The organism is Arthrobacter sulfonylureivorans (assembly GCF_047607445.1).
Taxonomy (GTDB): domain Bacteria; phylum Actinomycetota; class Actinomycetes; order Actinomycetales; family Micrococcaceae; genus Crystallibacter; species Crystallibacter sulfonylureivorans_A.
On record NZ_JBLKRT010000031.1, the window covers coordinates 15,574 to 27,729 of the forward strand.

The window sequence follows — 12,156 nt, forward strand, 5'->3', positions numbered from 1 at the left end:
TTACGACTGAGTGGCAGCGTCGGCTAATCTCGTACCCATGTCTCATGCTCCATTAGTCCGTAAAGCCGTCGTCCCGGCTGCAGGCCTGGGAACCAGGTTCCTGCCGACGACGAAAGCCATGCCCAAGGAAATGCTGCCGGTCGTCGACAAGCCGGCCATCCAGTACGTCGTCGAAGAAGCTGCGCGTGCGGGCCTGACCGACGTCCTGATGATCACCGGGCGCAACAAGCGGTCCTTGGAAGACCACTTCGACCGCGTGCCGTTCGTCGAGGAGACGCTGGAGGCCAAGGGCGACCTCGCGAAGCTGGCCGCCGTCCGCGAATCCTCCGAACTGGCAGATATCCACTACGTTCGCCAGGGCGATCCCATGGGGCTGGGCCACGCCGTTCTCCGTGCCAAACAGCACGTTGGAGACGAACCTTTCGCCGTCCTGCTGGGTGACGACCTCATTGACGAGCGCGACGAACTGCTCTCGGAGATGATTGCTGTGCAGCAGGCGACTGGCGGTTCCGTCATCGCCCTGATGGAAGTCGATCCGGAACAGATCAGCGCCTATGGCTGCGCGGACGTCAGCCCCGTTGAGGGCGCCGAGCACGTGAAGGTCCACGGTTTGGTGGAGAAGCCGGCCACCGCCGACGCGCCGTCGAACCTGGCCGTGATTGGCCGCTACGTCCTTCACCCCGCCGTCTTTGATGTCCTGGAGCAGACCGCGCCGGGGCGCGGCGGCGAAATCCAGCTGACCGACGCGCTGCAGACCCTGGCCAAGTCCGAGGAGGACGGCGGCGGTGTGTATGCCGTGGTCTTCAAGGGGCGCCGTTACGACACCGGCGACAAGCTCAGCTACATCAAGGCAGTCATCTCGTTGGCTACCGAACGCGAAGATCTAGGACCCGAGCTGCGTTCTTGGATCCTCGACCTTGCGGAGCAGATCCAGGCAGAGTCGCCCTTGGCGGCGGCTGGGCAAGACTGACGCCCGGGCCGGACGGCCGGTTTGGGCCGGCGGGAGTTTCGGGCTAAGATGATACGTCGGTCGTATGTTCTTGAGGAGTTTTCAGTACATTGGTCTTGAACCATGATCAAAGTTCGCCTTTGACCCTTGCGGTCAAAGATCTCGGGCGCAGCCCGGGCAGCATGCGGACTCTTGAAGAACATATTGCTGCGCCGAAGGACTTCGGGGCAGCGCTCATTGGCGTTCAGGAAGGCTCCGATATGGAGCTGGATCTGAAGCTTGAGGCCGTGCACGAGGGAATCCTGGTTTCCGGCACTGTATCCGTGGCTGTCACGGGCGAGTGCGGGCGATGCCTGGATCCCATCGCGTACGACCTTGACGTTAATGTGCAAGAACTCTTCTACTACGAGGACGCTGAACTCCTCGAGGAAGAAGAACAGGACGAACAGCGGCGGGTTGAGCGCGATTTGATCGATCTCGAACCGGCGCTGCGGGACGCAGTGGTGACCGCCCTGCCGTTCCAGCCGGTGTGCCGGGAAGACTGCCAAGGCTTGTGCCCAGAATGTGGGATTCGCCTTGAAGAGGATCCGGGTCACCATCATGAGGTAGTGGATCCTCGCTGGGCAGCCCTTGCAGGGCTGGCCGGCACGGCCGCCGACGAGGCGCCGAAAAGTAAAGAGTCAGACGAGAGAGAAGAGAGTTAGCCGTGGCTGTTCCCAAGCGGAAGATGTCCCGCTCGAATACGCGCGCACGCCGGTCCCAGTGGAAGGCCACTGCGCCCAACCTGGTCAAGACCGTTGAGAACGGCCGTGTCACCTACAGCCTGCCGCACCAGGCCAAGGTTGTCACCGACTCGGCAGGCACCGCGCTGTTCCTTGAGTACAAGGGCCGCAAGGTAGCCGACGCGTAACAACGTCCGGCATGCCTTCAACTGAAGAGCTTTTGGAGCGTCTCGGTGTCGATATCGACGCCGAGACGCTCCGTCTGGCTTTAACCCACCGTTCTTACGCCTACGAACACGGCGGCCTGCCCACGAACGAGCGCCTGGAGTTTCTGGGCGACTCGATTCTTGGTTTCTCCGTGACCGATGCGCTGTACCGGGACAACCCGGACCTGCCCGAGGGCGAGTTGGCGAAGCGGCGCTCCGCAGTGGTGTCCACGCGTGCGCTGGCCGGGATTGCCCGCTCGCTGGATCTGGGACAGCATGTGCTGCTCGGACAGGGCGAGAAGCTGACCAACGGCGCAGACAAGTCTTCCATCCTTGCGGACACCATGGAGGCGCTGTTCGGTGCCACCTACCTGTGTCACGGCATCGAGACCGCCCGCCAGCTGGTGATGCGCCTGATCGGACCGCTCCTGGCGGACGCCGAAGCCCTCGGCGCCGGGACGGACTGGAAGACCAGCATCCAGGAACTGGCAGCAGCCCGGAAGATGGGCAACGTGACATACCGTGTGGAGGGCTCGGGCCCGGACCACGCGAGGACGTTTGTCGCCACGCTGCTGATCGGCACCGCCGAACACGGCCAGGGGACCGGTCACTCCAAGAAGGAAGCCGAACAGGAAGCCGCCGCCTCGACGTGGCGCGACCTGCGCGGTTCGTTCTCTGAACCTGTGACGGAGAACAGCGGATCAGATGCCTGAGCTGCCTGAGGTGGAGGTTGTCCGCCGCGGGCTGGCCCAGTGGGTCCGCGGCCGGACGATCACCGGCGTCGACGTCCTTGATGAACGCTCCATCCGTCGGCACCTCCTCGGCGCCGATGACCTTCGTGGGAACCTGATTGGCGCGCACGTTGTCGACGTCGTCCGGCGCGGCAAGTTTCTCTGGATGCCGCTGCAGGAAGCGGCTGACCTTCCGGTGGTCGACCAAGCGAGCGCTAGCGAGTGCGTGGAGACCCGGCCCAAGCTCGCGCTGATGGCGCACCTCGGCATGAGCGGCCAGTTGCTGGTCGAGGACAGCGCTCAACCGGACGAGAAGCACCTCAAGGTGCGGCTGACGCTGAGCCCGGCCAGTGACGCTGACGGTTCTCCCATGCCGGCTGAGCTGCGTTTCGTTGACCAGCGGATCTTCGGCGGAATGTTCTTGGCAGATCTGGCGCCCACCCGCGACGGCCACGCCGGCGGCATCTCCGAGACCGGCCTGGCGCTCATTCCTGTTGAAGCCTCACACATCGCCCGGGACCCGCTGGACCCAGCCTTCTCTTTTGATGCCTTCTACCAGCGCCTCCGTGCCCGCAAGACCGGACTCAAGCGCGCGATCCTAGACCAGGCCCTGGTCTCAGGCATCGGGAACATCTACGCGGACGAGGCCCTGTGGGCTGCGAAGCTGCACTACGCCCGCCCCACGGAAACGCTCCGCCGCAAGGACGCGGAACGCCTTCTCGAAGCCTGCCGCGAGGTCATGACGCAGGCGCTGGCGGCCGGTGGCACCAGCTTCGATTCCCTCTACGTGAACGTCAACGGCGCATCGGGCTACTTCGAACGGCACCTGAACGCTTACGGCCGGGAAAATGAGCCCTGCTACCGCTGCAGCGAACTGGGCCGCTCCACCAAGATCCGCCGCGACACCTTCATGAACCGTTCGTCCTACACCTGCCCCGTCTGCCAGCCGAGGCCCCGCAACGGCCGCTGGTAGGCCTAATTCTGCAGTTCCGCCAGCACGGCGTCCGTGTACTTCGGCCAGACCTCCGCGGCCCAGGGTCCGAAGGCGCGGTCGGTAAGCGCGACGCAGGCGGCGCCGGCGTCGGGGTCCACCCAGAGGAAGGTGCCGGACTGGCCGAAGTGGCCGAAGGTGTTGGGGGAACTGGTCGCGCCGGTCCAGTGCGGGTCCTTGTGGTCGCGGATCTCGAAGCCCAGGCCCCAGTCGTTGTCCTGCTGTCGCCCGAAGCCGGGCAGCACGCCGGATAGGCCGGGATAGGCCAACTTGGTTGCTTCCTGCAGCGTGGACGGGGCCAGCAGCGAGGGGTTCTGCAGCTCGGCGGCAAAGCGGGAAAGGTCCGCGGCGGTGGAGGTGGCGCCGGCGGCGGGGGAGCCGTCCAGACTGGTGTCCGACATGCCGAGCGGAGCCAGCACGCCTTCCCGGAGGTATTCCGCGAAGCTCATGCCCGCAGCGGATTCCAGCGTTTCACCGAGCACTTCGAAACCGGCGTTGGAGTAAAGCCGTCGGGCTCCCGGAGCAAAGCGGACTGTGCGGTCGCCGAAATCGTAACCGGCGCAGTGGGCCAGCAGATGCCGTACCGTGGCGCCCTCCGGGCCCGCATCCTGGTCCAGTTCCAGTGCGCCCTCTTCAACCGCCAGCAGTACAGCATAGGCACTGAGCAGTTTGGTGACCGAGGCCAGCGGGAAACGGCGCTGCTGATCGCCGTGTGCAGCCACAACGGAACCGTCCGCGCCGACGACCGCGGTGGCCGCATGGTCCACCGGCCACGACTCGATCAGTTTGACGCTCTCCACAGTGTCTCCTAGCTCGTTGTTCCGGAGTAGTGGGCTGCCAACCGGCGCAGCCCGTCCTCGATGCTGACTTCAGGTCTCCAGTCCAGCACCTCGCGGGTGCGGCGCTGGTCGAACCAGTGGGCCGTCGACAGTTGCTCGGCCAGGAACCTGGTCATCGGTGGCTCGTCCTTGACCAGTCCGCGCTTTCCGGCTGCAGTCCAGGCCCGCTCGATGACAGAACCGGCACCGCGTGCCAGCCAGCCCGGGACCGACCAGGCCGGCGCCTTCACGCCGGCGGCAGTGCAGATGCCAGCGATTAGCTCGCCGACCGGGCGCGGCTGGCCGTTGGTGACCACCAGGGCCTGGCCATGCGCCTGATCCATCCGGTCGAGCGCCCGGACGATGGCTGCCGCGGCGTTGTCGATGTAGGTGGTGTCAATCAAGGCCGCGCCGTTGTCCAGCAGGGGCAGGCGGCCGGCCTGGGCCCGTGCCACCACCCGCTCCACCAGCTGGGTGTCGCCGGGGCCCCAGACAACGTGCGGGCGGATGGCCGCAACCCGGAAGCCTGGGGCATCCTCGGCGAGGGCTAGAAGCTCTGCGGCGGCCTTGGACCGGGCGTAGTTGCCGCGGGCCCGCTCCGGATCAGCGGTTCCGGCTCCGGCCCCGGCGATCGCCTTGCCGAAATGCGCCACGGACGGGGAAGAAACGAACACGACGTCGCGCACGCCGGCGGATTTTGCCGCCGCCAGCAGGGTTCGGGTGCCGTCGATGTTGGTCGCCACGAACTCGCTCCACTCGCCGGTGAAGGAGACCTTCGCGGCCAAGTGGATGACGGCGTGCACACCCTGGACGGCCCGGGCGACGGTGTCGGGGTCGGTCAACGAACCCAGCACCGTCTCGGCAGCGGGTCCGACGTCGGCGGGCCGGCGTTGGAAGGTCCTGACCTGGTGGCCCTGGTCCAGCAGCAACCGTGCGACGGCGCCACCGAGCATGCCGCTGGCGCCCGTGACCAGGACGGTCTTGGGCTCCGGGCGGGTCTCCACGCGCTCGCTGGCGCTCGCTTGGTCGACCACCGGGGCGCTCGCTTGGTCGACCACCGGGGGGGTCTTTTTGGTCATGGCTTGCGGATCCTTCCGCCGGCCAGCGATCGGGTTGCCCAGTCGGCAAGCCTGGCCCGGTCGATCTTGGAGTTGTGCCGGATGTCGGTGGGCAGTTCAGGCACCACCAAGACTGCGGCAAGATCCAGACCAGTACAGCGTGCGACGGCGGCGCGCACCTCCTCGCCGAGATCGCGCGGAGCGGTTCCCGGCTTGGCGGCCGGCGGCAGCGTTTCCAAGACCGCAACCGGTACTTGGGCGCCCACCGGACCGACGCCGACCACGGCAGCCAGTCGGACGCCGTCGTGCGTTTCCGCCACTTGCTCGGCGGCCACCGGTGTGGCGACGCCGGACGCGGTAGTGATGATGTGCGCGAGTCGACCCTCGACCCAGAGCCGCCCCTCGTCGTCGAGATGCCCCACGTCGCCGGTGCGGTGCCAGCCGGGCACGGACGCACTGTGCTGCTGGGTGATCCAGAGTCGGTCGTAGCGGTCCTTGACATGCGGGGCGCTGACCAGGATCTCGCCCGTGACGCCGGAATCGGTGGTCGGCTGGTCGGAAACACTACCGTCGGCAGCTACGGGGGCGATGGCCACCGTGGCCCCCGACACCGGAGTGCCGACGCAGACGCCGTTGCCGGACCCGGCTGCGCGGATGCCCTCCAGGCTGATGTCCGTGACCGGCAGCGCCTCTGTCATCCCGTAGGGGGTGTGCAGGGTCGCGGACGGCACCAGCGACTGAACCTTGGCCAGCAGCGGTTCCGGAATGGGGGCGCCGGCGGAGAGCAGCAGATCCACGCTGGAGAGCGCCACCCGGTGTTCATCAGTGAGGTCATCGGCTGTGGCCAGGACGTTGGCCAGCGCGGCCGGCGAGGCGAACACCGCGGTGGCGTGCACTGCGGCGGCGGCATCGGCCAGGGCAGCAGCGGTTAGGGTCTTCGGTGCGGTGACGTCCATGTCCGGGGTGACCGAGGTGGCGCCGAGGGCCGGGCCCAGCAAGGCGAACGGCGCGAAGCCGGCCACTAGCGATGTACCCGCCTCCAACCCGTAGGTGTCCTTCAGCGTGTCCCGCATCGCGGCCAGCTGCCGGTGCGTGTACACCACGCCCTTGGCCGGACCGGTAGAACCGGACGTGAAGAGGATGGCGGCGTCGTCGTCGGGGCCGGGGGCGGGGGCGGAGGTCTCCGACTGGGTTTCCACGCGGGTCTCCGCGCGCTCGCTGGCGCTCGCTTGGTCGACCACCGGGGCGCTCGCTTGGACGAGCGCCGGGGCGCTGTTGTCGGTGGTCGACGGAGGCGCGCCAGCGCCGAGTAGAGACCGGTCGAGCGCTGGGGCCGAGTTCGCTGCGGCGGCTTCTACTAGTTCGGGCACGGTGTGCGCGATTCCGTAGAGCTTGCGCTTGGCTTCGCCCAGGTCGGTGACGCTGATTCGCTGGCCGGGCCAGTTGAACAGCCGGGCGGCAACGAAGGCTCGTTCGATGCCGACGATGAACTTGGGGCCGGCACCCTTGATGGCGCGGCTGAGCCCGGCAGGTCCGAGCCCGGCATCGGCCACAACGATAACGGCGCCGAGCTTCAGGCAGGCGTAAATCAGGCTGGTCAGTTCGATGCCCGGCGGGACCAGCAGATTGATCCGGTCGCCGGCCTTCACGCCGATCCCGGCAAGTCCGTCGGCCAGCAGCTCCACCTGTCCGGCCAGCTCGGCCCAGGTCAGGGTCCGCGGCCCGGCGCCGGGGGCGGCGAGAGGCGCCATGTCCACGACGGCGGGGGAGTTGTCGGTGCGGCGCTCGACGAGTTCGGCGAGCATGGGGCGGAAGGTCTCCGCGCGGGTCTCCACGCGGGTCTCCACGGGATCGCTCGCGCTCGCTTGGTCGACCACCGGGGCGCTCGCTTGCGTCGGCTGACTTCCCACGGCGGGAAAAGCATCCGCCGCGGGCCCCTCGTCAGCCTCCTTCACCACCGAGGTGGTGAGCCAGGTGAAGAGGGGGGTGGCGATGTCGCGGTCTTCGGGGAGGAGATGGCCGGCGCCTTCGAAGCGGTGCACGTCCGCCTGCGGCAGCCGGTCCATCAGATCGCGCAGGTAGCGGTCCGAGAAGACCGGGTCCTTGGGGCCCCACATGATCAGCGCCGGAACGTCCAGTGTGCGGATGCCCTCGGCCACGTCGACCAACGTGCCCCAGCTGGGCGTGCCCTCGTCGGCCGGGATGTCCGCCACGAAGTTGCCCACGCCGGTGCGCCGCGCGGCGTGCCGGTACGGTGCCATGAACGCGTCCTTGACGTCCTTTTCCAGGGGAGGACGCGCCAAGGCGTGGGTGACGCGCAGGAAGGCGGCCGACGTCGTCGTTCCCCATTGATGGACGGCCGGGTGCAGTGCGAGTTTCAGCGGCGCGGGAAGGCCGAAGCCGGCGGGGTGGACGGCGGTGTTGGTCAGCACGACGCCGGCGAGCTGCTTGCGGTGACGGGTGGCCCAGCCCAGCGAGATGACGCCGCCCCAGTCATGCCCGACGGTGACGACCGGACCGGTGATGCCAAGTTCGGCGGTCAGATCGCCGAGGTCCGTGATCCGGTCTTCCAGCCGGCGGAACCGCCCCGTGCGCTCGGAGAATCCCATGTCCAACTGATCGACGGCGACCACGCGCCATGGAGCCGCGGCGTCGTCGGCTGCGGCCAGCACGGTGCGCCAGAGGTAGGACCAGGTCGGGTTGCCGTGAACACAGAGCAGCGTGCCGGCCGGCTCTATTCCGCGTTCGGCCAGCTGCGGTCCGTTGTCCAAGAGGTGCCAGGTGTGCGCGCTGCCGGCCGGATCCACCGCGGCGGTGGAGGGCACGCGGACACACCGGGACCAGGCCGGGTCGACTCCGGGCCAGAGGGGGTTGGCTACCACGCAATCTCCATCATGGTGGTGTTCAGGCCGGAGCCGACCCCCATGCAGAGCACGCGGTCGCCGCTGCTCAGGGTCTGCGACTCCTGGGCCAAGGTCATGGGGAGCGAGGCCGGTCCCACATTGCCCCACTTCGGGAAGGTGATCGGCACGCGCTCGCGGACCAGATCGACGGCCTTGATGATCGCGTTGGTGTAGGACGTGGAGACCTGGTGCGTGACGTAGCGGTCCATCGCGGTCCAGTTCCACCCATCGCGGTGGGCCTCGTGCCAGGCGCTGACCACCAGTTCCAGCCCGTTGTCCAGCAGCCCTTTGGTGTCCGTGAACATTCCGGCGGGTCCGCCGACGCACAGTTCGTGGTGCTCGGTGCCGGCACGCGAGACGCCGCCTAGGATCCGGTGGGATTCGGGGTGGACGTCCGCGGGGCCGATCACGGCTGCGGCTGCCCCCGAGCCCAGGGTCAGCGTGGCGAATTCGCGCAGGTAGTCGGCGCGGGTGGAATCCGGCCGGTTCAGGCGTTCAAAGGTGGTCTCTTGGGTGGGCTGGGCGTCCTCGCCCGCGACGATCAACGCATATTTGATCTGGCCGGAGTCGATCATGTTGGCGGCCAGGGTGATGCCGTTGACGAAGCCCAGGCAGGCGTTGGCCAGGTCGAAGTTCATGGCCGACGACGGGAGACCCAGGCCGTGATGGATCTTCACCGCGACTGACGGCTCCAGGTTTACGCGCGTCACGGACGTATTGATCAGCAGTCCGATTTGGTCCGGCTCCACGCCGGCTTCGGCCATGGCCTTGGCACCGGCTTCAATGGCGGCGTCGTCGAAGGATGAACCGGGTGACCACCAGCGGCGCTCAGTCACGCCGGCAACGCGTTCCAGCAACTTCCGGGAGAGCTTCAGGCGCTTCAAGCTGGGAGCGAGGCGCTCATCAAACTCGGCGGAACTGACGGCTACCGGCGCCTCCACGCTAGAGACGGCCAGCAAAGCCGCATTGTCATGTCGAAACGTCGCGTTACCGCTCAATATCCAGCCTTTATTCGTCTGTCGGGGACGGTCACCTGTACGCGGAGAATCCGGTATGGGCACCCGAAGTCTTAACTATGCACCCCGCGCCAGCGTTCCGCACATACGGACAAACGCATTGGTTTGTGGCAATTGTCTCTGCTACTGCTGCGCGGAACGTTTCGGCGCCCCCCTCGCCTATTCGGAGACCGGAGAATCGCGCACCGAATGGCCGGCCGGATCCACTCCGGCGGCAGGCGTTTGCTGCCGTTTCTTATTCAGGCGCCGGTCTGCGAAAAAGAGCACTCCGGCAAGCGTGCAGGCGACGGCGGGCCAATAGCTGTATCGGAAATCTGAGGCGGGGACTATCGGGATGTAACCGAGAAGGTAAAGGAGCGCAGACCAGCCGAGCGCCGCGATCTGCGGCCGCAGATATCCAGCCCTGGGAAGTAATAGGATGATGGCTCCGGCGGCAGCCAGCCAGAACCATGCCCTGAAAAACCAAGGGAACGTTTTCGCGCCCAGTTCCACAACGTAGTCGGTCAGGATGCTGTCGGCTTTGGTGGGCGCTACGTGGTACTCGGCGGGGACTGCATGGCGGCCCGCCGTGATGGGGGCGTACTCGCTTTTGCCGACGAACAGGAACCGGGAATAGGTCTGCGCGCGGTAATAGGCCCAGCGGACCGGGTGGGTGACCACTTCGCTCAACCACAAATCGCGGACTTCGGGCTGGTAAGCGATCGGTTCGAACGATTTGCCGGTGGCCCCGCGGCCGTAGCACTTCCAGTAGGCATCCCAGATCACGTCGTCGGCCTGGCAGACAGCGCGGGCGTGCAGCAACTTGTCTTCCAGTTCCTGCGGGAGGTCCGCGGCCCGAATGTCCCGGGCAGGCACCGTGAAGATGATGTCGTCCAGGAAAACCTGATTCAGTTGCCCCGTTGGCTTGGGCTGGAAGGCGGCGTTGAAGGCTGAACCGGCGCCCAGCAACAGCACCAGGAACGCGACGGCGGCGGCCGCGTAGCCGCCGAGCAAGCGGGTCCGGGTCGAGGTCAGCCGTGTGCGGAGCTTCGGTGATCCGTTGCGCCACGCCCGGTACAGCAGGAAGACCAGGGGAAGGATCGCAAAGAAGGCGTTCTTGCGGACCATGGCGCCGTAGAGCAGGAAGAGCAGCGCCAGGCCCAGAAGCGGGTACCTCAGGGCGGGGAAACGCTCGGCCAGCAAGATCAGGACCGTGCCGATAAAGAACGCGAGCATCATCTGCACGTCCTTCCACAGCACACCCAGGAACGTGATGGTGAACGGCAGCAAAGGCACAACCAGGGCGAGCCAGGACACCAGCCTGCTCCGGGTGAGATCGTGCAGGTAGACCGCCAGCAGCAGTGCGGCCAGGAATGCCAACCCGATCTGCACCAGCACCATCGAGCTGATTTCACCGGTCAGTCGGTACAAGCCGGTCCAGCTGACCGTCATGATCGCGGGGTGCCAGTCGTCCAGCGGAATCCGGCCGAAGACCTGCTGGAGCTGATGCGCCGAATCATTGGTCATGCGTCCCGGCCGGTTCGCCACCCACAGAAACGCGGTCGCCAGCAGGGCCACAGCGCCCAGAGCGGAGAGCCACCAGTAGTCCGGCGCCGTCCACGGGATGCGCGCCGCGGGGCTGCCGGTGTCGCCTCGCGGTGAGCGGGCGGATGGACCGGTCACTTCTGCGTCCGGTCAAAACGAACCGCTTCGGCCGCCCGCGGCACCACGTCTCCATCCTGCGGGTGCGGCGGCGGGTCCAGGCGCAGGTATGCCAACCGCGCTGCTTCACGCCGTCCGCGCTTCAAGGCGTCGAGGATCATGCCGATACTGCCCACCAGAACCGCCAGCCCCATCAGGGCGGCAGCCAGGATCGCCGTCGGGAAGCGGGGGACAAAGCCGGTCTGGAAGAACTCGAGCACCACGGGAAGGCCCAGCCCGAGCGAGACCAGCGCCAGCGCTGCGGCAATGAGGCCGTGGAACAGGGTCGGCCGTTCGTGGCGGACAAGCTGCAGGATCAGGTACAGAATCTTGAAGCCATCCGAGTAGGTATGGAGTTTGCTTTCGCTTCCCTCCGGCCGTTCGCCGAATCCCACCTCGACCTCGACCTGCGGCAGACGCAGCGAGGTCATGTGCACGGTGAGCTCGGTTTCGATCTCGAATTTCTTCGAGACGGCGGGGAAGGACTTGACGAAGCGGCGGGAAAACACCCGGTACCCGGACAACATGTCCGAAACCTGGGAGCGGAAGAGGAGGCTGACCACCCGGTTGAACACGCGGTTGCCCATTTCGTGCCCCGGGCGGTAGGACCCGGCTCCTCCTGAGGAACGGACACCCAGCACGTGATCGTACGGGCCCTCCAATAAGGCTTCGATCATGCGGGGCAGGGCCGCGGCCTCGTAGGTGTCGTCGCCGTCGATGGTCACGTAGATATCGGCGTCGATGTCCGCAAAGGCCCGCCGGATCACGTTGCCTTTGCCCTTGCGCGCTTCGTACCGGACGATGGCTCCGGCTGCCGCGGCGAGCTCCGCGGTGCGGTCGGAGCTGTTGTTGTCGTAGACGTAGACCGTGATTCCCGGGACCGCCTGCTGTAGATCCCGGACCACAGCGGCAACTGTCCGTTCTTCGTTGTGGCAGGGAACGATGGCGGCAATTCGCTGCCCCGGAAAGCTAGCTGTATCTGACACGGGAGGTTCACTCCTCTCCGGACACGGCCTGGACTGAGTTCTCCGTGGCCGGCCGACCGGCCACCTCCGCTGGGTTCTACACCCGCCTCCGCTAGG

The 12,156-nt window shown here is 66.8% G+C and carries 11 protein-coding genes; 5 read left to right on the top strand and 6 right to left on the bottom strand.

Going from position 1 to position 12,156, the window contains the following annotated elements; all coding sequences use genetic code 11:
• Window positions 1-37 precede the first annotated feature (37 nt).
• The 5 genes from galU (at window position 38) to mutM (ending at window position 3,581) form a co-directional block, all read left to right on the top strand.
• The gene (gene galU / locus ACMX2H_RS14645) at window positions 38-970 is read left to right on the top strand and encodes a UTP--glucose-1-phosphate uridylyltransferase GalU (RefSeq protein ID WP_414961373.1); all 933 of its coding nucleotides are present in this window, start codon (window positions 38-40) and stop codon (window positions 968-970) included.
• A 119-nt stretch (window positions 971-1,089) separates the two neighbouring features.
• Window positions 1,090-1,653 (top strand): YceD family protein, encoded by a 564-nt coding sequence (locus ACMX2H_RS14650; protein WP_414961375.1) that lies wholly within the window; start codon window positions 1,090-1,092, stop codon window positions 1,651-1,653.
• A gap of 2 nt (window positions 1,654-1,655) precedes the next feature.
• Window positions 1,656-1,859 carry a 50S ribosomal protein L32 gene (rpmF, locus tag ACMX2H_RS14655; protein WP_127511582.1) on the top strand — a complete coding sequence of 68 codons (204 nt, stop codon included), beginning with the start codon at window positions 1,656-1,658 and terminating at the stop codon, window positions 1,857-1,859.
• A gap of 11 nt (window positions 1,860-1,870) precedes the next feature.
• Window positions 1,871-2,590, top strand: coding sequence for a ribonuclease III (rnc, locus tag ACMX2H_RS14660; protein WP_136786607.1), 720 nt, complete (start codon window positions 1,871-1,873; stop codon window positions 2,588-2,590).
• Entirely contained in the window at window positions 2,583-3,581 is a 999-nt protein-coding gene (mutM, locus tag ACMX2H_RS14665) for a bifunctional DNA-formamidopyrimidine glycosylase/DNA-(apurinic or apyrimidinic site) lyase (RefSeq protein WP_414961378.1), read from the top strand. Before rnc ends, mutM begins: the two co-directional genes overlap by 8 nt.
• A gap of 2 nt (window positions 3,582-3,583) precedes the next feature.
• On the opposite strand, the gene ACMX2H_RS14670 is transcribed toward mutM, so the two are convergent.
• The 6 genes from ACMX2H_RS14670 to ACMX2H_RS14695 form a co-directional block, all read right to left on the bottom strand.
• The gene (locus ACMX2H_RS14670; protein WP_414961380.1) at window positions 3,584-4,399 is read right to left on the bottom strand and encodes a serine hydrolase domain-containing protein; all 816 of its coding nucleotides are present in this window, start codon (window positions 4,397-4,399) and stop codon (window positions 3,584-3,586) included.
• Between the two features lie 8 nt (window positions 4,400-4,407).
• Window positions 4,408-5,370 (bottom strand): NAD-dependent epimerase/dehydratase family protein, encoded by a 963-nt coding sequence (locus tag ACMX2H_RS14675; protein ID WP_414961423.1) that lies wholly within the window; start codon window positions 5,368-5,370, stop codon window positions 4,408-4,410.
• Between the two features lie 122 nt (window positions 5,371-5,492).
• Window positions 5,493-8,357: an alpha/beta fold hydrolase gene (locus ACMX2H_RS14680; RefSeq protein ID WP_414961382.1), complete on the bottom strand. Its 2,865-nt coding sequence runs from the start codon at window positions 8,355-8,357 to the stop codon at window positions 5,493-5,495.
• The gene (locus ACMX2H_RS14685; RefSeq protein WP_414961383.1) at window positions 8,351-9,376 is read right to left on the bottom strand and encodes a 3-oxoacyl-ACP synthase III; all 1,026 of its coding nucleotides are present in this window, start codon (window positions 9,374-9,376) and stop codon (window positions 8,351-8,353) included. Before ACMX2H_RS14685 ends, ACMX2H_RS14680 begins: the two co-directional genes overlap by 7 nt.
• A gap of 177 nt (window positions 9,377-9,553) precedes the next feature.
• Window positions 9,554-11,056: a hypothetical protein gene (locus ACMX2H_RS14690; protein ID WP_414961384.1), complete on the bottom strand. Its 1,503-nt coding sequence runs from the start codon at window positions 11,054-11,056 to the stop codon at window positions 9,554-9,556.
• Window positions 11,053-12,060, bottom strand: a complete 1,008-nt coding sequence (locus ACMX2H_RS14695; protein WP_414961386.1) for a glycosyltransferase — start codon at window positions 12,058-12,060, stop codon at window positions 11,053-11,055. The genes ACMX2H_RS14690 and ACMX2H_RS14695 overlap by 4 nt, the downstream gene beginning before the upstream one ends.
• Window positions 12,061-12,156 lie beyond the last annotated feature (96 nt).